Source organism: Mangrovibacter plantisponsor (assembly GCF_003182475.1).
Classification (GTDB): Bacteria; Pseudomonadota; Gammaproteobacteria; order Enterobacterales; family Enterobacteriaceae; genus Mangrovibacter; species Mangrovibacter plantisponsor.
Genome location: NZ_QGTS01000003.1, coordinates 92,174 through 112,448, shown reverse-complemented (window position 1 = coordinate 112,448; position 20,275 = coordinate 92,174). Strand labels below are relative to the sequence as shown.

18 protein-coding genes, 1 pseudogene and 1 other annotated feature are annotated in these 20,275 nt (G+C 50.0%); of the genes and pseudogenes, 6 read left to right on the top strand and 13 right to left on the bottom strand.

Translation table 11 applies throughout. The features are described 5' to 3' along the window. Positions 1 to 32 precede the first annotated feature (32 nt). The 3 genes from lapB to pgpB all read right to left on the bottom strand — a co-directional run bounded on the left by lapB (position 33) and on the right by pgpB (position 2,390). On the bottom strand, positions 33 to 1,202 hold the full coding sequence (lapB, locus tag DES37_RS05425) for a lipopolysaccharide assembly protein LapB (protein ID WP_036105461.1): 1,170 nt from the start codon (positions 1,200 to 1,202) through the stop codon (positions 33 to 35). A 3-nt stretch (positions 1,203 to 1,205) separates the two neighbouring features. After that, the gene (locus tag DES37_RS05420) at positions 1,206 to 1,505 is read right to left on the bottom strand and encodes a LapA family protein (RefSeq protein WP_110025123.1); all 300 of its coding nucleotides are present in this window, start codon (positions 1,503 to 1,505) and stop codon (positions 1,206 to 1,208) included. 153 nt (positions 1,506 to 1,658) lie between these two features. Then, complete coding sequence (gene pgpB / locus DES37_RS05415; RefSeq protein ID WP_110025122.1) at positions 1,659 to 2,390, bottom strand: phosphatidylglycerophosphatase B; 732 nt, start codon at positions 2,388 to 2,390, stop codon at positions 1,659 to 1,661. A 202-nt stretch (positions 2,391 to 2,592) separates the two neighbouring features. Here pgpB and ribA point away from each other — a divergent pair, with 202 nt between their 5' ends. Beyond that, the gene (gene ribA, locus DES37_RS05410) at positions 2,593 to 3,183 is read left to right on the top strand and encodes a GTP cyclohydrolase II (RefSeq protein WP_036105452.1); all 591 of its coding nucleotides are present in this window, start codon (positions 2,593 to 2,595) and stop codon (positions 3,181 to 3,183) included. A 45-nt stretch (positions 3,184 to 3,228) separates the two neighbouring features. Here the strand turns inward: ribA and acnA are convergent, their stop codons facing one another. The 6 genes from acnA to DES37_RS25485 all read right to left on the bottom strand — a co-directional run bounded on the left by acnA (position 3,229) and on the right by DES37_RS25485 (position 11,008). Further along, positions 3,229 to 5,913, bottom strand: coding sequence for an aconitate hydratase AcnA (gene acnA, locus DES37_RS05405; protein ID WP_110025121.1), 2,685 nt, complete (start codon positions 5,911 to 5,913; stop codon positions 3,229 to 3,231). Positions 5,914 to 6,337: 424 nt separating this feature from the next. Next, positions 6,338 to 6,508, bottom strand: coding sequence for a hypothetical protein (locus tag DES37_RS25595; protein WP_160173961.1), 171 nt, complete (start codon positions 6,506 to 6,508; stop codon positions 6,338 to 6,340). Positions 6,509 to 6,516: 8 nt separating this feature from the next. After that, positions 6,517 to 6,675 carry a YmiA family putative membrane protein gene (locus tag DES37_RS05395; RefSeq protein ID WP_074388768.1) on the bottom strand — a complete coding sequence of 53 codons (159 nt, stop codon included), beginning with the start codon at positions 6,673 to 6,675 and terminating at the stop codon, positions 6,517 to 6,519. Positions 6,676 to 6,989: 314 nt separating this feature from the next. Beyond that, on the bottom strand, positions 6,990 to 7,964 hold the full coding sequence (gene cysB / locus DES37_RS05390) for an HTH-type transcriptional regulator CysB (protein WP_110025120.1): 975 nt from the start codon (positions 7,962 to 7,964) through the stop codon (positions 6,990 to 6,992). Positions 7,965 to 8,205: 241 nt separating this feature from the next. Continuing rightward, complete coding sequence (gene topA / locus DES37_RS05385) at positions 8,206 to 10,803, bottom strand: type I DNA topoisomerase (protein WP_110025119.1); 2,598 nt, start codon at positions 10,801 to 10,803, stop codon at positions 8,206 to 8,208. Continuing rightward, the gene (locus tag DES37_RS25485) at positions 10,778 to 11,008 is read right to left on the bottom strand and encodes a hypothetical protein (RefSeq protein WP_146211493.1); all 231 of its coding nucleotides are present in this window, start codon (positions 11,006 to 11,008) and stop codon (positions 10,778 to 10,780) included. Before DES37_RS25485 ends, topA begins: the two co-directional genes overlap by 26 nt. Before the next feature lie 192 nt (positions 11,009 to 11,200). Between DES37_RS25485 and DES37_RS05380 the strand changes: the two genes are divergently transcribed. Next, complete coding sequence (locus tag DES37_RS05380; RefSeq protein WP_036105435.1) at positions 11,201 to 11,452, top strand: YciN family protein; 252 nt, start codon at positions 11,201 to 11,203, stop codon at positions 11,450 to 11,452. A 35-nt stretch (positions 11,453 to 11,487) separates the two neighbouring features. Here DES37_RS05380 and sohB read toward each other — a convergent pair whose 3' ends face one another. Then, entirely contained in the window at positions 11,488 to 12,537 is a 1,050-nt protein-coding gene (gene sohB, locus DES37_RS05375) for a protease SohB (RefSeq protein WP_036105554.1), read from the bottom strand. Between the two features lie 230 nt (positions 12,538 to 12,767). Between sohB and DES37_RS05370 the strand changes: the two genes are divergently transcribed. Beyond that, positions 12,768 to 13,529, top strand: a complete 762-nt coding sequence (locus DES37_RS05370; RefSeq protein ID WP_110025118.1) for a YciK family oxidoreductase — start codon at positions 12,768 to 12,770, stop codon at positions 13,527 to 13,529. Next, positions 13,526 to 14,116, top strand: a complete 591-nt coding sequence (cobO, locus tag DES37_RS05365) for a cob(I)yrinic acid a,c-diamide adenosyltransferase (protein ID WP_110025117.1) — start codon at positions 13,526 to 13,528, stop codon at positions 14,114 to 14,116. The genes DES37_RS05370 and cobO overlap by 4 nt, the downstream gene beginning before the upstream one ends. A 129-nt stretch (positions 14,117 to 14,245) precedes the next feature. Here cobO and rluB read toward each other — a convergent pair whose 3' ends face one another. The 3 genes from rluB to rnm form a co-directional block, all read right to left on the bottom strand. Beyond that, positions 14,246 to 15,109 (bottom strand): 23S rRNA pseudouridine(2605) synthase RluB, encoded by an 864-nt coding sequence (gene rluB / locus DES37_RS05360; RefSeq protein WP_036105425.1) that lies wholly within the window; start codon positions 15,107 to 15,109, stop codon positions 14,246 to 14,248. 237 nt (positions 15,110 to 15,346) lie between these two features. Next, the gene (locus DES37_RS05355) at positions 15,347 to 15,967 is read right to left on the bottom strand and encodes an L-threonylcarbamoyladenylate synthase (protein ID WP_036105422.1); all 621 of its coding nucleotides are present in this window, start codon (positions 15,965 to 15,967) and stop codon (positions 15,347 to 15,349) included. After that, a complete protein-coding gene (gene rnm, locus DES37_RS05350; protein WP_036105417.1) occupies positions 15,964 to 16,842 on the bottom strand; it encodes an RNase RNM in 879 nt (292 codons plus the stop codon). The genes DES37_RS05355 and rnm overlap by 4 nt, the downstream gene beginning before the upstream one ends. Before the next feature lie 159 nt (positions 16,843 to 17,001). Then, positions 17,002 to 17,097 (top strand) — a sequence feature (Trp leader region). Positions 17,098 to 17,120: 23 nt separating this feature from the next. Here rnm and DES37_RS05340 point away from each other — a divergent pair. Next, the gene (locus tag DES37_RS05340; protein ID WP_110025116.1) at positions 17,121 to 18,683 is read left to right on the top strand and encodes an anthranilate synthase component 1; all 1,563 of its coding nucleotides are present in this window, start codon (positions 17,121 to 17,123) and stop codon (positions 18,681 to 18,683) included. After that, a pseudogene (gene trpD, locus DES37_RS25845) lies at positions 18,683 to 20,274 on the top strand (bifunctional anthranilate synthase glutamate amidotransferase component TrpG/anthranilate phosphoribosyltransferase TrpD). The gene DES37_RS05340 and the pseudogene trpD overlap by 1 nt, the downstream one beginning before the upstream one ends. The last annotated feature ends 1 nt before the right edge of the window (position 20,275 follow it).

Genomic DNA, 20,275 nt, shown 5'->3' with positions numbered 1-20,275 from the left:
CAAGTATGTTGTAACTAATGTATGATAAAAAATTATTGGCCGTCCAGCCCACGAATTGGTTTTACTGAAGCCCAGGCCCTGCATGACGGGCAATGCCAGTACAACGTATACGCAGTAAAACCACACTTCTGGCAACGGTAACGTGGTTTGCTACGCAGTTGCTCCCCCACCATATCACGCAGTACCACCAGGCTTTCCCGCGCCCGCCCTTCTTCGGCATCATTCAGGTGGTAATCCATAAGTTGGTGAAACACACGCATAGTCGGGTGCTGTTGTAGTTGGTGGGTAATATAAACTTGCGCGGCTTCGTGCCCTTCATGCTCAGCAATGATCTCTGCCAGCATTAGCTCTGCGGTGGCACCGGTATTTTCCTCAACGCAGCGGCGCAAAAATGCCACCCATTCCCCTTCACGGCCAGCCTGCTGGTAACAGGTGCGCAGCATCTCCAGAATTTCGGGAACCAGTTCTTTATCTTGTTCAGGCACACGAAGTAAGTGTTCGATGGCTTTGCGGAAATCACCCTGGTTCATATAAATACGCCCCAGCATGATGGAGATACGGGCACTGTTTTTGTCCGCCGCATCGCCCTTTTTCAGGAAGGTTAACGCTTTGTCGGTATCGTCACTGCCTAATGCCTGCAACGCCAGTTCACAATAAAAATGGGCGATCTCCATACGCTGGCGATCTTTGCCCAGTTTTACCAGGCGCTCTGCGGTATCAATTGCTTTTTGCCAGTCACTGGTTGACTGGTAAATTTGCAGTAACTGTTGTAAAGCCCCAATGCGAAAATCAGTTTCGTCCGTAAGCTGAATAAACATGCTTTCGGCTCTGTCATACAGCCCTGCCGCCATATAATCACGGCCCAGTTGCTGAATAGCCAGCAAGCGTTGTTCATAGGACAACGAGGCGCTTTCCATTAATGCCTGATGGATACGAATAGCCCGGTCAACCTCACCCCGCGAGCGAAACAAATTACCTAAAGTCAGGTGAGCTTCAACGGTACCGGTGTCTTCCTTAAGCATTTCAAGGAACAAATCGACAGCTTTGTCTTGTTGGTTACTGAGGAGAAAGTTCACGCCAGCAACATATTCGCGAGACAGCCGGTTTGCTTCCTGTTGCTTGTCCTGCTGAGCACTACGACGCCCCATATACCAACCATATGCAGCCGCCACAGGTAAGAGCAGGAACAACAATTCGAGCATAAATTAACCCCGGGAGTCCGACACTGTTGCCTCACCAGAAGCTGGGGAAATTTGCTGTTCAAGGCGTTTAATTCTGCGTTGCGCGCGCCCTAAAGATAAACGAGTCTTCAGCCAGAACAGCCCACAAACCACCCAGCCAATGATGAACCCGAGGCCAAACAACGAAGCCATAAGCGTTGAAACACGGTATTCGCCCTGAGCAACCAGGAAATTGAAGGTGACTTGCTGATCATTTTGCGCCCCCAGAGTGATTGAGATAACAAAGATAACCAGCACGACTAAGAAGATAAGAATATATTTCACACGACTTCCCGTAATGTGGAGTAGCGCGGCAGGTTATGCCGCCTTAAATGCCTCATTCTGCCCTATAAATTATCATTTACCTGGGCCCGCGCAAAATACAAAACAAGGCATTTCCTTTAGATGGTGACGAAAGTAGCGAAATCAAGCCTCACGCTAAGAGTTTTCTTGCACAGGTTGCCCCCGGCACCATAGCTGAGTCAGCCAGCAGGCAACTAATACAATGCAGGCAGAAATACCCGTTGCCATGAGTAAATCCTGAGGCCAGTGCATTCCAAGAGCCAGGCGGCTGGCCATAACGCCCACGGCCCAGGCAGTTACCAGTATAACGGTTATTCGATGCCCGCGAGGCCAAAGCAAGCCAATTGCCAGTAACGCCCAACTGGCTGCAAACATGGTGTGCCCGGAAGGGAACGCAAAGCCAGTTTCTTTTTCCCAGTGTTTGCGTAACCAGGAAGGCAATTCCGGGCTATTGCGTAATTGCTGTGCAACCAGCGCCGCACGCTGGTGCCTGGGCAGGCGGTAAAATTGTTCTACCGGCACCTGGTGTTGTTGTTCAAGCCAGACAACGTAAGGCCTTGGCTCCTGCACATGCTCTTTAATGGCCGACTTTATGCCCTGCCCGGCCAGTACCGCGCAGCCCAGCAGAAGCAGCAGTAACACAGCAGATTTTAACCGGAACCGCAGGCACCATAAAAACCAGCCACACAGGAGACAATGCGTAAGGATCCCGAAGGGCTGCGTCACAGTTTCAGTTAGCCAGAATAAGGGTAACAACCAGGCAGGGTAACCGTTGGGTTGCCAGTGCCAGTTACTCAGCATTACAGCCAAAGGTAATAACATCAGCAGTAACATACCCGCCAAAATTCGTATAGCTTGCGCTGGCATCACGACTCCACTGTTCTGTAAGGCCCAGGCAGAATACCTGAATTGTGCACGCATGGGTAAACATATCCAAAAACAACAGAGTAAAAATAGCCGCACAAAAGCCAATGAAGCGAATTGCCGCTGGTTATGGCAAAATGCTGGATAATAAAAGTGAGGCCAGCCATCTGGCCGACATAACTTGTGCTGTAAACTGGAGATTCACATGCAGCTTAAACGTGTGGCAGAAGCCAAACTGCCTACCCCATGGGGCGATTTCCTGATGGTGGGTTTTGAAGAACTGGCAACGGGCCAGGACCATGTTGCACTGGTCTACGGTGATATCAGTGGTAATACGCCTGTGCTTGCCCGCGTGCATTCTGAATGCCTGACAGGCGATGCATTATTCAGCCTGCGTTGCGATTGCGGTTTTCAACTTGAAGCGGCACTGGCGCACATTGCCGAAGAAGGCCGGGGGATTTTACTGTATCACCGCCAGGAAGGCCGTAATATTGGTCTGTTGAATAAAATTCGCGCCTATGCGCTGCAGGACCAGGGCTATGACACCGTCGAAGCAAATCACCAGTTAGGTTTTGCTGCCGATGAGCGCGATTTCACTTTATGCGCAGACATGTTCAAATTGCTGGGCGTTGAAGCGGTTCGCCTGCTAACAAACAACCCTAAGAAGGTGGAAATACTGACTGAAGCCGGCATTAACATTGTTGAGCGTGTCCCCCTGATTGTGGGCCGCAACCCCAACAACGAACGTTATCTGGCAACCAAAGCGGCAAAAATGGGCCACCTGTTATCTGAATAACCCTTTCTCATCCCCGGCAAGCATTGCTCTGCCGGGGAATTCACATTATACCGCCCCCGCCATTTTGCGAATAACGTAATGCAGTATTCCGCCATTGCGGTAGTACTCATATTCATTACTGGTATCAATACGGCACCGGCATGCTACTGACTGGCGTTTGCCATCACGGGCAAAAGTGACGTTAACTGTGCTGCCTGGCGCTACCTGGCTCGCGTCATCAATTGAGATTAACTCTTCACCGGTAATGGCCAGGCTGGTTCGCGTTTCGCCCTGAGGAAATTCCAGTGGCAATACCCCCATGCCTATCAGGTTGGAGCGGTGAATACGCTCAAAAGACTCTGCGATGACCACTTTGACACCCAACAGCATCGGTCCTTTTGCCGCCCAGTCACGACTGGAACCAGACCCATACTCTTTACCTGCAACTACAACCAGTGGTACGCCTTCCGCCTGGTAAGCCATTGCTGCATCATAGATGGGCAATGTTTCATTGCCCGGCAAATGGCGCGTAATGCCGCCTTCTGTACCCGGCACCATTTCATTGCGAATACGGATATTGGCAAAAGTACCACGCATCATGACTTCGTGATTTCCCCGGCGCGAACCATAGGAATTGAATTCCTCTGGCTGAACGCCGTGTTGTTGCAGGTAAAGCCCCGCCGGGCTGTCGGGTTTAATATTACCTGCAGGTGAAATATGGTCTGTCGTTACTGAATCTCCCAACACTGCAAGAACCCGGGCGTTAACCACAGGTTTGAGAGGAGCTGGCACCTTTTGCATGTCATCAAAAAACGGTGGGCGCCTTATATAGGTGGAGTCTGCCTGCCATGGGTAGGTTTCACTGCCGGCAACAGTAATAGCACGCCAGGCGTCTGTACCAGTAAATACTTCAGCATATTCTTGCCTGAACAGATGGCTGGTAACCGCTGAAACAGCTCCGGTAATTTGCTCGCTACCGGGCCAGATATCTTTCAGGTATACCGGTTTGCCGTCATGCCCATAACCCAATGGATCATGATGCAGATTGCAGTTCATATTCCCGGCAAGTGCATAGGCCACTACCAGCGGGGGTGAAGCCAGCCAGTTCGTTCTGACCAGTGGGTGAATTCGCCCTTCAAAGTTACGGTTGCCGGATAACACCGCCCCGACTGTCAAATCGCCTGCTTTAATGCCCTCTTCAATGGGCTGTGGTAGTGGGCCTGAATTACCGATGCAGGTTGTACAACCGTACCCAACAAGGTTAAACCCCAGTTTTTCCAGCCAGGGCATCAAACCGGCCTCGTGCAGGTAATCTGTTACGACCTTTGAGCCGGGAGCCAGGGAGGCTTTGACCCAGGGTGCACGTTGTAGCCCCTTTTCAACAGCATTTTTTGCCAGTAACCCTGCAGCCAGCATGACATTGGGGTTTGAGGTATTGGTACAGGAAGTAATCGCTGCAATTACCACCGCACCGTCTTTGAGTGTGAAAGTGTCACCGTTATAAGTAACTTCAGGTAGTGTGTCTGTAGTGGTATTCCGGTTGACTGAAAGCTCACAGGCTTGTTTAAACGCACCAGGCACATCGCCCAGAGCAACACGGTCCTGGGGGCGTTTAGGCCCGGCAAGGCTGGGTTCTACATCAGGCAAATTAAGGTGCAGAGTGGAAGTAAACTGTGGTTTATCACCTGTCTGGCGCCACAGCCCCTGAGCCTTTGTATACTGCTCAACTAAAGCCACCTGCTCTTCGTCACGCCCGGTCAGGCGCAGGTAATCAAGCGTGACATCATCAACAGGGAAATACCCACAGGTGGCGCCATATTCCGGAGCCATGTTGGCTATAGTTGCACGGTCTGCCAGCGGGAGTTCACTCAGGCCGTCGCCATAAAACTCGACAAACTTGCCCACCACACCATGTTTACGCAGCATCTGCGTCACCGTTAACACCAGATCTGTGGCAGTAATACCTTCTGTAAGGTGCCCATTCAATTCAAAACCAACCACATCAGGAATCAGCATAGAAACAGGTTGCCCGAGCATCGCGGCCTCTGCCTCGATCCCGCCAACACCCCAGCCCAGGATCCCAAGTCCATTTATCATTGTCGTGTGGGAGTCGGTTCCAACCAGAGAGTCAGGGAATACATACCATTCGCCGTCCTCACTTTGTTCAGACCAAACTGTTTTACCAAGGTATTCCAGGTTCACCTGGTGGCAAATACCGGTGCCAGGCGGCACTACACGGAAATGGTTAAATGCCTGCTGCCCCCAGCGCAGAAATGTATAGCGTTCGTGATTACGGGTCATTTCCAGCGAGACATTCTGTTCGAATGCGTGGCTGTCGCCAAAATGGTCAACCATCACTGAGTGGTCAATCACCAGGTCAACATCAGACAAGGGGTTAACCTGGCGGGCTTCACCCCCTAACCGTGATACTGTTTCACGCATCACTGCCAGGTCGACAACAGCGGGCACCCCAGTGAAATCCTGCATCAGAACACGCGTTGGCCGCCAGGCTATTTCACGCCCGGCATGCCCACCAGAAAGCCAGCTAACCAAAGCGCTGATATCACTCTGAGTGACTGTTTTTTCATCATGAAAACGTAACAGGCTTTCCAGCAGAATTTTGAGAGACTTGGGCAGCAGGGATAACTCCACACCCAGGTGACGTGCAGCCTCAGGAAGGCTGTAGTAGGTATATCGGCGGTTATTAAGAGCAAGTGTTGCTTTACAGGCTTCTCCTGTTGTTAACGACATAGCGCCTCCTTAACGAGCAAGTCTGGCATTCCCCTTTCAGGTGCAGGGAGTTGTCATTAAAGATAACACAAAATATTGATAACACTTTTGCAACAGCACAAACAGGCACACAAGATTGCGCGCCTGCCAGGCAAATTAATGCAAGAGATATTGCAGATGAAGGTGATTCATAGATGAAAAAAATGAATCTTCAATTCGGTCAATTACAAATGTGATTAATATCTCGCTAATAAAAATATATGTGTTAATTTTGTGCAGATCGATCACATATATTCGTGGCTTTTTCTTAAAATAACCTTAAGCCGAAAGGAGTAATTGACATACTACTAAGAGAGTATTGCTGTGTGTAGTGTGAATAAATAATCAATAAGAAACGTATATTACTTGTTTTTATGCAACTGTTGTTACGTTATGTGTAACAAGGTTAAAGATTGTCATCTTCATTTAGAAAAGCATCAATAAATGCTTTCTGCTGCTGATTCAGCTCCCAGGACTCAGGGATTTCTACTAACTCTTGTTTCCTGGTTTTAGCGGCTTTATCAAAATGTGATACCGCAATTGCCTCTTGAGAGGATGTATTTTGTTGCGTGCACATATTAATTATCACCAATATTTCAGGACTAAAAGGATTACCGCCACCCAGAACACAGCTGATACAGCAAAGGCTGCAAGCCAGGCTTTGCGCTTCGCAGAGACCGGACTACGTGGAGATTGTTTTCCTGATGACATTGCCGTCCTGATTACTTCTGTATCGCTAATCATTTTCATTTGGAACTACCGTAAATGTCGTGGACAACTCGGAGTAATCCTAAAGAATATTCGCGTTAATTTCCAGCAAATTTACCTGAATCTTCCAGTGAATAATTTAATCTTTTGACGTGAAATAAATAATTGAAGTCGTTCTAATGCAAAAGTTTTAGTTTTTTTCTGATCGGTGTCTCATATTGGCGACATAACCCTTAGGCTGATTATGGTTTTTCTATTTATTATAAAATTTAGCGCGTTATTATTTTTATTTGCATTAAAGACAGAAAATGTCGGCACTTAAGCTAAATTATTCGTGCCGACAACAAGGATTATTTGGATGGCAGCTTAATGTCTTTAAACATCGCTTCAATATCTTCATTTGAACGTAATGCGACTGCGGTATCCACTACATCTCTTGTCAGGTGGGGCGCAAAACGCTGAATAAAATCATACATATAACTACGTAAAAATGTACTGCGGCGGAACCCAATTTTAGTCGTACTGTGGCTGAAAATGCTGTTGGCATCCAGTTTGACCAGGTCCGGGTCCGATACCGGGTCTACTGCCATACTGGCTATCACACCAACGCCAAGCCCCAGGCGAACATAGGTTTTGATGACATCGGCATCCGTTGCCGTAAACACAATCCGGGGAGTGAGCCCGGCCCGGTTAAATGCTGTATCCAGTTCAGAACGCCCGGTAAAACCGAAGGTATAAGTTACCAGCGGGTATTGTGATAACTCTTCTATCGTTATCTCCTTCTTCCCGGTCAGAGGATGATCCGGGGTGACTACAACCGAGCGATTCCAGTGATAACAAGGTAGCATTACCAGGTCTTCATAAAGATGAAGGGCTTCGGTTGCGATAGCAAAGTCAGCATTCCCTTTAGAAACCGCCTCAGCAATCTGTGTGGGCGAGCCCTGATGCATATGTAATGACACACGAGGGTAACGCTCAATAAAGCCTTTGATGACCTCTGGAAGCGCATAGCGTGCCTGCGTATGGGTCGTGGCAACATACAGAGAGCCTTTATCGGGCCAGGTATGTTCCCCAGCAACCGACTTGATTGCATCAACTTTGGACAGCACTTCACGCGCAATGCGAATGATCTCCTGGCCCGCCGGTGTTACCTGAGTCAGGTGCTTACCACTGCGAGAAAAAATTTGAACACCCAGTTCATCTTCCAGCATGCGAACCTGCTTACTGATACCAGGCTGGGATGTATAAAGCCCTTCCGCTGTGGAAGAGACGTTCAAATTATGATTCACGACTTCGACGATATAGCGCAATTGTTGTAATTTCATGTATCACTTCACTTCCCACGTATTTGAGTAAGCAACCAACTCTCAAGAGCTTATGGCAGCCAGGCTTATTCAACTATATCACTTATACCCATGTTGTATAGATTTCTCTTATTAATTACTTTCTGGTTATATCGGTGTGAGGGAAGAACATTCAGGAGAGGTAATACTGCGCTGGGGGGTTCACGTGCATTATCCATGAAAAAACCGGGACAAGCCCGGTTTTCTGTTCATGCAAACAACTTTATTTTTTGGCTTCAGCCCATTTTCCGTCGACATAAAACGCAGACCAGCCGGTCGCTTTTCCGTCTTTTTCAGACGCGACATACTGCTGTTTCGTTTTACGACTGAAGCGGACTATGGTTGGATTGCCTTCAGCGTCCTGTTGCGGCGCATCAGCAAGGTAGCGCAGCTTTTCCGGTAACCGGTCACGGAAACGATACAACTCAGCAACCTGAGGCGCCCGTGTCTCGCGTGATTTCGGGAAAGTATTTGCCGCCAGGAAAACACCTGCTGCACCGTCACGCAATACGAAGTACGCGTCGGATTTTTCACAAGGTAATTCTGGCAACGGAACCGGGTCTTCCTTCGGCGGAGCCACTTCCCCGTTACGCAGGATCTTACGCGTATTTTTACACTCGTCGTTGGTACAGGCCATGTACTTACCAAAACGCCCCATTTTCAGGTGCATTTCAGAACCACATTTTTCACACTCAACAATCGGCCCGTCATAACCTTTAATCCGGAATTCACCTTCTTCGATTTCGTAACCATCACAGCCCGGGTTGTTACCACAGACATGCAGTTTCCGTTTCGGATCGATAAGGTAGCTGTCCATCGCTGTACCACATTTCGGGCAACGGCGTTTGGCACGCAACGCATTGGTTTCGGCATCATCGCCTTCCAGTACGTTCAGCACTTCATTTTCTGGAACCAGGTTAATAGTTGTTTTGCAGCGCTCTTTCGGCGGCAGAGCATAACCGGAGCAACCAAGAAACACACCGGTGCTGGCGGTACGAATCCCCATCTTACGACCACAAGTTGGGCAATCAATACTGGTCAGAACCATCTGGTTCGGCAGCATCCCGCCGTCGTCTGGATCTTTCTCAGCCTGTTCCAGTTGGCGGGCAAAATCGTCAAAAAAGCTGTCCAGAACACTGTGCCACTCTTTTTCATGGCTGGCAACCGCATCAAGGGAATCTTCCATTTGAGCAGTGAAGTCATAGTTCATCAGCTCACGGAAGTTTTCTTCAAGGCGGTCAGTAACAATTTCACCCATTTTTTCCGCATAGAAACGGCGGTTCTCAACGCGCACATAACCACGATCCTGAATCGTAGAAATGATAGAGGCGTAAGTTGACGGGCGGCCAATACCGCGTTTTTCCAGCTCTTTAACCAGCGAAGCTTCGCTGAAACGTGCCGGTGGTTTGGTGAAATGCTGCTCTGGCATCAATTCAACCAGGCTAAGCTCTTCGCCCGTTTCCACCGCAGGTAATGTCCGGTCTTCATCGCCTTTGCGCAGTGCCGGCATGACTTTAGTCCAGCCATCAAAACGCAAAATACGCCCGCGCGCTTTAAGGCGGAAATCACCTGCACTTACAGTCAAGGTTGTTGAATCATATTTCGCCGGTGTCATCTGGCAGGCCACAAACTGGCGCCAGATAAGCTGGTAGAGACGCTGGGCGTCTGATTCCATATCCTTGAGCGACTCAGAAACCACGTTCACATCGGAAGGACGAATTGCTTCATGCGCTTCCTGAGAATTCTCTTTGCTCGCATACTGATTAGGACTACCCGGGAGATACTGAGAACCGAAGTTATCCTCAATATAACCACGCACCATATTCACGGCGTCCTGGCTGAGATTGGTAGAGTCAGTACGCATATAGGTGATATGCCCGGCTTCGTAGAGGCGCTGGGCAAGCATCATCGTCTTCTTCACACCAAAGCCCAGACGTGTGCTGGCAGCCTGTTGCAAAGTGGACGTGATATAAGGCGCACCCGGCTTACTACTGGTCGGCTTATCTTCGCGTTCCGTGACAGTGTAACGCGCTTTCTCAAGCAAACTGACCGCAGCCATAGTTTGCTCACGGTTGACTGGCCTGAATGGCTTATCACCCTCATGAGAGACCTGTACCGGTAAACTGTCGCCCTGTGCTGTGGTCAGTGAAGCGCCAACTTCCCAGTATTCTTCAGGGACAAACGCTTTGATTTCACGCTCGCGTTCAACAACAAGGCGAACAGCCACAGACTGAACCCGCCCGGCTGAAAGGCCACGAGCAATTTTTTTCCACAGCAATGGCGAAACCATATAACCGACAACACGGTCCATAAAACGCCGTGCCTGTTGCGCATTCACCCGGTCGATATTCAGCTCACCTGGCTTCTCAAAAGCCTGACGAATTGCATTCTTGGTGATTTCGTTGAAAACCACCCGGCTGTAGCGTTTGTCATCACCACCGATTACTTCCCGCAGGTGCCAGGCAATGGCTTCCCCTTCGCGGTCAAGGTCGGTTGCGAGATAGATATGATCAGCTTTTTCTGCCAGTGATTTCAGTTCAGAAACCACCTTCTCTTTGCCAGGCAGCACTTCATATTGCGCAGCCCAGTTATGCCAGGGGTCAACACCCATTCGATTAACCAGCGCGCTCCGCTCATCTTTCTTCACCTTTTTCTTGGCAGGTGTTGCAGATGCAGAGTCGGCACTCTTTTTTGTTGAACCACTGGTCGGCAAATCACGGATATGGCCTACGCTGGATTTCACCACGTAGTTACTGCCAAGATATTTGTTTATCGTTTTGGCTTTTGCCGGGGACTCAACGATAACGAGAGCTTTGCCCATATTCACCTTTACCTTTTTGATTCTTCCAGGAATACGTCGCACCCTGATGCACCATCCACTGGCGACGAGCCTGTTTTATATTGCGGCTGTCTTCAGGGAGATCAACCCATTTCTTAACAACTGGCCAGCTTACACCCGGCCACAGGTTGTCCTGACGCGTTTTATGCAAAACGGCTGGTGCAACAGCATCCTGGCTGAATGTCAAGCAATTCCGTTGCCAGATATGCGAAAGCGTCACACTCTACCTGATAAAATTCGTTACGCAACTTTAATTAGCATGCAAAATTAAATATTGCCAGTCACAACAAAAACTAACCAGAGACCTGCCACACTAACCAAATTTGCGCACAAGCCCGGCGCAGGCGTAGAATACCTGCAGTTTGTAAGGAGAAAAGTCATGCAAGGCAATACCCAACCTATCGACCGTGAAACCCTCTTACTTGAAGCCAATAAGCTTATCCGTGAACATGATGATTTTATCGCAGGAATAGAGGCCACAAACGTGGTGCAAAAAGGAAGCGTTCTGGTATTTCAGGGAGAGTATTATCTCGATGAACAAGGCCTGCCTACTCGCAAAACCACGGCAGTGTTCAATATGTTCAAATACCTCGCACACGTACTTTCAGAAAAATACCACCTGCAAAATTAACAGGTGAGGCTCACAGGCCCCACCCAATTAACCAATCATGGCAGCGGGCTGCCACCACGTTGCCACCAGCGTAATAACAGGCGGTCCGCACTTTCAGCAGCAGCTCCGGTCAGGCGCTGAACCATTTTTTTACGTTCAACATAGTGTAAGTTAATGACTTCGTAGTCTTTCATACGTTCCAGCAAAGCATCATCACTGGTTCCTATTTCATCTACCAGCCCTTTTTCTAACGCCTGGGTACCAAACCAGTGTTCACCAGTCGCCACTGCATCAACGTCCAGTGAAGGCCGCATTGCATGAACAAAATCTTTGAATAATTTGTGTGTTTCGTTCAGGTCTTCACGGAATTTCTGGCGCCCTTCTTCGGTGTTTTCCCCCAGAACCGTCAGCGTGCGCTTGTACTGGCCCGCAGTATGCAATTCAACATCAATATCATTGCGTTTGAGCAAACGGTTGATGTTGGGTATTTGCGCCACCACACCAATCGAGCCAATGATAGAAAACGGCGCTGCAATAATCTTGTCTGCCACACAGGCCATCATATAGCCACCGCTTGCCGCTACTTTATCTACCGCTACAGTCAGTGGAATTTTATGCGCACGCAGGCGTTGCAGTTGTGAAGCGGCCAGGCCGTAACCATGCACCACGCCACCGGGGCTTTCCAGGCGCAACAGCACCTCGTCTTTCGGTTTGGCTACCGACAGCACGGCAGTGATTTCTTCACGTAATGACGACACTTCCTGCGCATCCATACTGCCTTTAAAATCCATCACCCACAGAACTGGCTTACCTGACGCGTCAAATTCACCTTGTTTTGCACGTGCCTTTGCGGCCTTTGCCTCTTGTTTGTGTTTCTTCTTCTGGGATTTGTGCCATTGTTTTTGCTGATGGGGATCCATCATGGCCGCCGCCACTTCTTCTTTCATGTCATCGTATTGCTCCGATAACCGCGTCATGCGCAACTCACCGCGCTGCTGCTTTTTACGTTGTGACAGGTTAACGATGACAGTCACTACAACCACTATCGCGAGAACAATGGTCACAACTCTGGCCAAGAACAACCCATAGTTAGAGAGTAAATCCACTTCATCCGCCTTGATAATCAGTAATAAAGACAAGCAGGGCAACAGAAAACAGCCGCCTCTGCTGTGCAACTATAAACGCAACCAGCGGAATATCCGAAATAATTTGCACGCCGTGGTTACCCTGAATTAACTAAACTCTCTTTACGGCTGATTGAATTCACCTGTTGTTTCAGGCATAAAGCCCGTTAGGTTTTTGAATACCTGAACCATCAAATGGCACAGGAGTGTTTATGCATTATCAACCACAGCGCGATTTGTTACTTGGCCGAACCATTCTGGTGACTGGCGCAACTGATGGTATTGGCCGGGAAGCGGCACTCACTTACACCCGTTTCAGCGCAAAAGTTGTGTTGACCGGGCGCGATACTGAAAAGTTACGCCAGACAGAAGCCGCTATTATCGCGGAAGGCGGCCAGGTCGCAGGCAGTTTTTTATTTGACCTCACCAGCGCCACTCCTGAACGCTGCATGGAATTTGCCCGTCAGGTAGAGCAAGTTGCACCGTTGCTCGATGGTGTTCTCCATAATGCTGGCGTGCTGGGCGATGTTGCGCCAATGGTTGAACAAACAGCGCAAACCTGGCAGCACGTAATGGATATAAATGTTAACGCCACCTTTTTCCTGACTCAGGCACTCCTCCCCTTGTTACTCAGGTCTGATGCCGGCTCACTGGTTTTCACCAGTTCAAGTGTTGGGCGGCAGGGGCGTGCAAACTGGGGAGCGTATGCAGTGTCGAAATTCGCCACCGAAGGCATGATGCAGGTGCTGGCCGATGAATATAAGCACACCAGCCTGCGGGTGAACTGTATTAATCCAGGTGGTACTCGCACCAAAATGCGGGCCAGTGCGTTTCCACAGGAAGATCCAAATAAATTGAAAACCCCTGCAGACCTGATGCCTTTGTATCTTTGGGTGATGGGGGATGACAGCCGCCGTAAAACAGGCATGAGTTTTGATGCACAACCAAACCGAAAACCGGGGATTGCAGAATGAGTGATTCACGTTACCAGGAACGCCAACAACGCGTTAAAGAGAAAGTTGATGCCCGTGTCGCAGCCGCACAGTCTGTTCGGGGTATTGTTATGGTTTTCACTGGCAATGGTAAAGGGAAAACAACCGCCGCATTCGGTACAGCAACACGTGCTGTCGGGCATGGCAAAAAAGTTGGCGTGATTCAGTTTATTAAGGGGCAGTGGCCTAACGGTGAGCGTAATCTCCTTGAGCCACACGGTGTGGAATTCCAGGTGATGGCAACAGGGTTTACCTGGGAAACACAGAATAAGGAAACGGATACACAAGCCTGCCTGGAAGTCTGGGTGCATGCTGAACGGATGCTGGCAGATACAGCACTTGACCTCGTCGTTTTGGATGAACTGACCTATATGGTGGCCTACGACTATTTACCCCTCGAGCGCGTGATGCAGGCTTTACAACAACGCCCTGAGCACCAAAGCGTTATCATTACAGGACGGGGGTGTCACCGAGATATTCTGGAATATGCCGACACTGTTAGTGAGTTACGCCCGGTGAAACATGCATTTGATGCCGGGATTAAGGCACAATTGGGGATTGATTACTAGTCAGGGAATGATACCTGTAACACCCGGCGGTTTATTAACAACATAAAAGCAAATAGTTAGCTTAATAAAACTGTGCAATAAAAAACGCGCCCCTGTGACACAGCGGCGCGCCTTGAGAACAACCAGTAATTAACGGGAAGTGTTGTTACGACGCCCGCCAGTCTGGCTATGGCGCTTAACAGCGCGACGAATCTGGTTAGCTTTAGTGCGCCGACGGTCTTTTTCCACCGCCACTTTAGTTTCCGTTTCAGCGGGTAATTCCACTAACTGGCGCAAATAGTTTGTTTGCTTCAGATCCAGTTCAACCCAGCCCCCACGCGGCAACTGTTTCGGCAATGGAATGTCGCCGTAGCGCACACGGATCAGGCGGCTAACCTGCACACCCACGGCTTCCCACAAGCGGCGCACTTCACGGTTACGCCCTTCAGTCAGTGTAACATTGTACCACTGGTTCATGCCTTCACCGCCGGTGAAACGCAGGGTTTTAAAGGCTGCCGGGCCGTCTTCCAGTTGAACACCACGCTGTAAATCGCGTAACTTACTGTCGTCTACCTGCCCAAATACCCTGACAGCATATTCACGCTCAACTTCACGGCTGGGGTGCATCAAACGGTTTGCCAGTTCGCCATCGGTTGTGAACAACAACAAACCACAAGTATTCACATCCAGGCGCCCTACCGCAATCCAGCGCGCACCACGTAGCTTAGGCAACCGGTCAAAAACAGTAGGACGACCTTCAGGATCACTGCGTGTACACAGTTCGCCTTCCGGTTTGTAATACGCCAGAACCCGGCAAATTTGTTGTGCGGATTCACGCAAAGAAACAAGATGCCCGTCGATACGGACTTTCAATGCGAGGCTGACTTCAACACGGTCGCCCAGAGTGGCGATTTTACCGTCCACGCTGACACGCCCTGCTGCAATCATGCCTTCAATTTCACGACGTGAGCCATGGCCCGCGTTCGCCAAAACTTTTTGTAACTTTTCGCTCATGGAGCTTCCTCGGGTGTCGCCTTCCCAGGCGTCTTTGATACCTGCAAACGCCTTACGTTATTTAATTGAGCTTAACGTAAGGCTGTTAAATTTGTCTGGAATATGTTTTGGCAATAAAAAAGCCACACATTCACCATTGTGGCCGCACATAGTACACGAAATTATTGCCAAAAGCTTATGTCAGAATACACACAGAATATGAGTGGTTATATCTGTGTGTATCGGGTTAAGCCGGGCTTACTGAAACGGACGAACATCTCCGACACCTTCACGAATGACTACCGGAGCATCATCCGTCAAATCAACCACCGTTGTAGGGTGCTGGCCGAGATAACCGCCATGAATAATCAAATCTACCTGTTTTTCCAGGCGGTCTTTAATTTCATCCGGGTCGGACTCTGTAAACTCACTGCCTGGCAGCATCAGTGAGGTAGACAGCATAGGCTCATTCAGTGCGCCCAGCAGCTCAATAGCAATAGGGTTGGAAGGCACCCTCAGTCCGATGGTTTTGCGTTTTTCTTGCAACAAACGCCGTGGTACATCTTTGGTGCCTTTAAGAATGAATGTGTAGTTGCCCGGAGTGTTGTTTTTTATCAACCGAAAAGCCACGTTATCGACGAATGCGTATGTGGATAATTCCGACAAATCCCGGCACATCAGGGTGAAATTGTGCCCTGAAGGTAGCTGGCGAATCCGGCAAATACGTTCCATGGCATTTTTATCTTCCAACTGGCACCCCAATGCATAACCGGAGTCTGTGGGGTAAACAATTACGCCGCCCTTTCTGATAATTTCGACGGCCTGATTGATTAACCGCAATTGCGGGTTTTCCGGATGGATGTAGAAAAACTGACTCATACCTCGTTTACTCCTTCATTGGCACCACTCCAGCCTGCCCAAACCGGCGTTACACCTGCGGGCAGCCACAGTTTCCGCCCTAACTCTATCCATGCACAAGGTTGGTGGAAGTCGGAGCCTTGTGAGGCGAGTAAGTCAAACTGGATAGCCAGTTCGGCCAGTTGCTTGCGTTCCTGCGGAGCCTGTTGGCATTGTGCCACTTCCATCCCGTCGCCGCCTGCAGCATGAAATTGCGCCAGTAAGCGCTTCAACCACTTCATAGATAACCGGTAGCGGCCTGGATGGGCTAATACCGCTTGCCCGCCAGAATGGTGAATCACATCAATAGCTTGTTCTATTGTACACCACTGTGGTGGGACATACCCGGTTTTCCCGCGTGCAAGGTACTTTTTAAACACGTCATTATGAGTACGGGCTACCCCACTTTCGACGAGGAAACGTGCAAAATGGCCCCGGGTCACGGCTCCGTCCCCGGCAAGACGACGAGCCCCCGCCAAAGCGCCAGGAATATGATTTTTTTCAAGACGCTCGGCAATCATTTCTGCCCGCAGGTTGCGCCGTTCACTTTGTTGAGCAAGAAACGTTGTTAACTCCAAAGACTCGATATCAACCCCCAGGCCCACAATATGGATCTCATGGTTTTCCCACACCGTTGATATCTCTACACCAGCAATAAGTTGCAGACTCAGACCTGCATCGGCAATCGCCAGGCGTGCAGGCGGGATCCCATTAATCGTGTCATGATCGGTTATTGCCAGCGTTCCCACACGCATTTCACTTGCCCGTAATACCAGCTCAGCGGGGGTTAATAATCCGTCCGATGCCGTGGTATGGCTGTGGAGGTCATAAATATTGGCGTAGATTGATTCTTGCAAGTGTGCTCCCTGTCCCCAGTCGTGCTTGTTTGCCAGGCATCATACCGATTTCCTGACAATAATAAAAAATGATGCTTGACTTTCTTTTCATGAACCAGTTAACTAGTACGCAAGTTCACTGATGAGGTATCTGCAATGGCACAGTTCATTTCCAACAACAGCAAATGGTGGCGCACTTCCTGATTACGGGCGGTGTAATACAGTTTGCTTCTGGCAAAACAGATACCACAGCCCGCACTAAGCGGGTTTTTTTTTGAACAAAATAATGAGAACGCACCATGCAAACAACCAAACCAGCTTTAACACTTCTCGCTCAGGAAGGGCCTTATCGTGATAACCCTACCGCACTGTTTCACCAAATCTGCGGGGCTCGTCCTTCTTCTCTGTTACTCGAATCGGCGGATATTACCAGCAAGAATGATTTAAAAAGCCTGCTGCTGGTCGACAGTGCCTTGCGCATCACAGCCTTCGAAAACGTCGTGACTATTAAAGCGTTATCAGCCAATGGCTGTGCGTTATTACCTTTACTGGATAAAGCATTACCGGCGGAAGTGGAATCGGTAGTGCACCCTGACGGGCGAGAATTGCGTTTTCCGGAAATCACCGCAGTGATGGATGAAGATGCCCGCCTGAAAGCATTATCGGTGTTCGATGCGTTGCGCCTGATGCTGACACTGGTGAGTGTTCCGGAGGATGAGCGCGAAGCCATGTTCTTTGGTGGCTTGTTTGCTTATGACCTGGTTGCCGGTTTCGAAAACCTTCCTCATCTGCGCCAGGACCAGCGCTGCCCGGACTACTGTTTTTACCTGGCGGAAACACTTTTGGTTATCGATCACCAAAAGAAATCCACCCGTATCCAGGCAAGCCTGTTTACTGACTCTGCGGCTGAACACCAACGGCTGACTCAACGCATCAGCCAGTTACAAAAACAGATGCAGGAAGCTCCACCTGCCGTACCGGTGCAAAAAATCGAGTCCATGGAATTGAGTTGTAACCAGAGTGACGAAGCCTATGGTGCGGTAGTGAGCCAAATGCAGCAGGCAATTCGGGCCGGGGAAATCTTCCAGGTTGTTCCCTCGCGCCGCTTCACACTGCCTTGCCCTTCTTCACTGGCGGCATACCAGACACTGAAGAAAAGTAACCCCAGCCCTTATATGTTCTTTATGCAGGATGAGGATTTCACGCTGTTTGGTGCCTCACCTGAAAGCTCCCTCAAATACGACGCGACTGACCGCCAGATTGAAATTTACCCCATTGCCGGTACTCGCCCCAGAGGGCGTAAAGCAGATGGCTCGCTGGATAATGATCTGGACAGCCGTATTGAGCTGGAAATGCGCACCGACCATAAAGAGCTGTCCGAGCACCTGATGCTGGTTGACCTTGCCCGTAACGATCTGGCGCGGATTTGTACTCCTGGGTCTCGCTATGTGGCTGACCTGACAAAAGTTGACCGCTACTCCTTTGTTATGCACCTGGTTTCCCGGGTTGTGGGCGAATTGCGCGAAGATTTGGATGTGCTGCATGCGTATCGCGCCTGTATGAATATGGGCACACTGAGTGGCGCACCAAAAGTACGCGCGATGCAATTAATTGCCGATGCCGAAGGCACACGCAGAGGTAGCTATGGTGGTGCGGTTGGGTATTTCACCGCTCACGGCGACCTTGATACCTGTATTGTGATTCGTTCTGCCTGGGTCGAAGACGGGATTGCAACCGTGCAGGCTGGTGCTGGTGTGGTGCTTGATTCCATTCCTCAGTCTGAAGCCGATGAAACACGAAATAAAGCACGCGCAGTGTTGCGCGCCATTGCTGCCGCACACCAGGCGAAGGAGATGTTCTGATGGCCGATATCTTACTACTCGATAACGTTGATTCATTTACCTACAACCTGGTTGACCAGTTGCGTGCCAACGGCCATCACGTTGTGATTTACCGTAACCAGGTTCCCGCTGACACGATTATCGCCCGGCTGGCTGAACTCACTAATCCGATATTAATGCTTTCACCAGGACCTGGCGCGCCGTCTGAAGCAGGCTGTATGCCAGAGCTGTTGCAACGCCTGCGGGGTGAGTTGCCGATTATTGGTATCTGCCTTGGGCACCAGGCCATTGTCGAAGCTTATGGCGGCTACGTGGGCCAGGCGGGAGAAATTCTCCACGGTAAAGCGTCCTCCATAGAACATGATGGTTTGGCCATGTTTCACGACCTGCCAAACCCATTGCCGGTGGCCCGCTATCACTCACTGGTCGGTAGCAAAATACCCGCCACATTGACCGTCAGCGCCAGCTATGCGGGGATGGTTATGGCGGTACGCCACGATACAGACCGTGTATGCGGTTTCCAGTTTCACCCTGAATCTATTCTGACAACACAAGGCGCACGTCTGCTGGAACAGACACTGGCCTGGGCGCTCAGCAAATAAAGGAGCCTGATATGCAAACGATTCTTGAAAAACTTTTCCAGGCTCAGGTACTCAGCCAACAGGAAAGCCAGCAGTTATTCAGTGCTATTGTGCGCGGTGAACTGGAGCAAAGCCAACTGGCTGCGGCCCTGATAAGTATGAAAGTTCGTGGTGAGCACCCTGATGAAATCGCAGGTGCAGCCAATGCACTGCTGGATAATGCACAACCATTTCCACGCCCTGATTACCCCTTCGCAGATATCGTTGGTACAGGTGGCGATGGCAGTAACAGCATTAACATTTCTACCGCCAGTGCATTTGTGGCTGCCGCCTGTGGGCTGAAGGTTGCTAAACATGGCAACCGGAGTGTTTCGAGCCGTTCAGGCTCTTCGGATTTACTGGCAGCATTTGGTATTAAGCTGGATATGGCAGCGGAAACTTCACGCCAGGCACTCGATGAACTGGGTGTGTGTTTTCTGTTTGCACCGCTTTACCACACAGGCTTCCGCCATGCCATGCCGGTACGCCAGCAACTGAAAACACGCACGCTGTTCAACGTGTTGGGGCCGCTGATCAACCCGGCGCACCCGCCACTGGCGCTGATTGGTGTGTACAGCCCTGAACTGGTTCTGCCGATTGCAGAAACCCTGAAAGTGCTGGGTTACCAACACGCGGCAGTAGTACACAGCGGCGGAATGGATGAAGTGTCATTACATGCCACAGTCCAGGTTGCAGAGCTGAAAGACGGTAAAGTAAGCAGTTATGAATTACAGGCGAGTGACTTTGGTTTAACGCCTTATGCCAAAGAAGACCTGGCCGGTGGCACACCAGAAGAAAACCGTGACATTCTGGCGCGTCTGTTACAAGGTAAAGGTACACCTGCTCACGAAGCGGCTGTAGCTGCCAATGTCGCACTTTTGATGCGGCTGTTTGGTGAAGAAGACCTCCGTGTTAACGCCAGTAAAGCACTGGCTGTATTGCGCAGTGGCGAAGCTTATCAGCGCGTTACTGCACTGGCTGCAAGAGGGTAAG

Bases quoted from the DNA above. Each gene is read 5' to 3' on its own strand.
- lapB (WP_036105461.1), bottom strand. From the start codon at position 1,202: ATGCTCGAATTGTTGTTCCTGCTCTTACCTGTGGCGGCTGCATATGGT.
- pgpB (WP_110025122.1), bottom strand. From the start codon at position 2,390: ATGCCAGCGCAAGCTATACGAATTTTGGCGGGTATGTTACTGCTGATG.
- ribA (WP_036105452.1), top strand. From the start codon at position 2,593: ATGCAGCTTAAACGTGTGGCAGAAGCCAAACTGCCTACCCCATGGGGC.
- acnA (WP_110025121.1), bottom strand. From the start codon at position 5,913: ATGTCGTTAACAACAGGAGAAGCCTGTAAAGCAACACTTGCTCTTAAT.
- DES37_RS25595 (WP_160173961.1), bottom strand. From the start codon at position 6,508: ATGTGCACGCAACAAAATACATCCTCTCAAGAGGCAATTGCGGTATCA.
- DES37_RS05395 (WP_074388768.1), bottom strand. From the start codon at position 6,675: ATGATTAGCGATACAGAAGTAATCAGGACGGCAATGTCATCAGGAAAA.
- cysB (WP_110025120.1), bottom strand. From the start codon at position 7,964: ATGAAATTACAACAATTGCGCTATATCGTCGAAGTCGTGAATCATAAT.
- topA (WP_110025119.1), bottom strand. From the start codon at position 10,803: ATGGGCAAAGCTCTCGTTATCGTTGAGTCCCCGGCAAAAGCCAAAACG.
- DES37_RS05380 (WP_036105435.1), top strand. From the start codon at position 11,201: ATGCAAGGCAATACCCAACCTATCGACCGTGAAACCCTCTTACTTGAA.
- DES37_RS05370 (WP_110025118.1), top strand. From the start codon at position 12,768: ATGCATTATCAACCACAGCGCGATTTGTTACTTGGCCGAACCATTCTG.
- cobO (WP_110025117.1), top strand. From the start codon at position 13,526: ATGAGTGATTCACGTTACCAGGAACGCCAACAACGCGTTAAAGAGAAA.
- rluB (WP_036105425.1), bottom strand. From the start codon at position 15,109: ATGAGCGAAAAGTTACAAAAAGTTTTGGCGAACGCGGGCCATGGCTCA.
- DES37_RS05355 (WP_036105422.1), bottom strand. From the start codon at position 15,967: ATGAGTCAGTTTTTCTACATCCATCCGGAAAACCCGCAATTGCGGTTA.
- DES37_RS05340 (WP_110025116.1), top strand. From the start codon at position 17,121: ATGCAAACAACCAAACCAGCTTTAACACTTCTCGCTCAGGAAGGGCCT.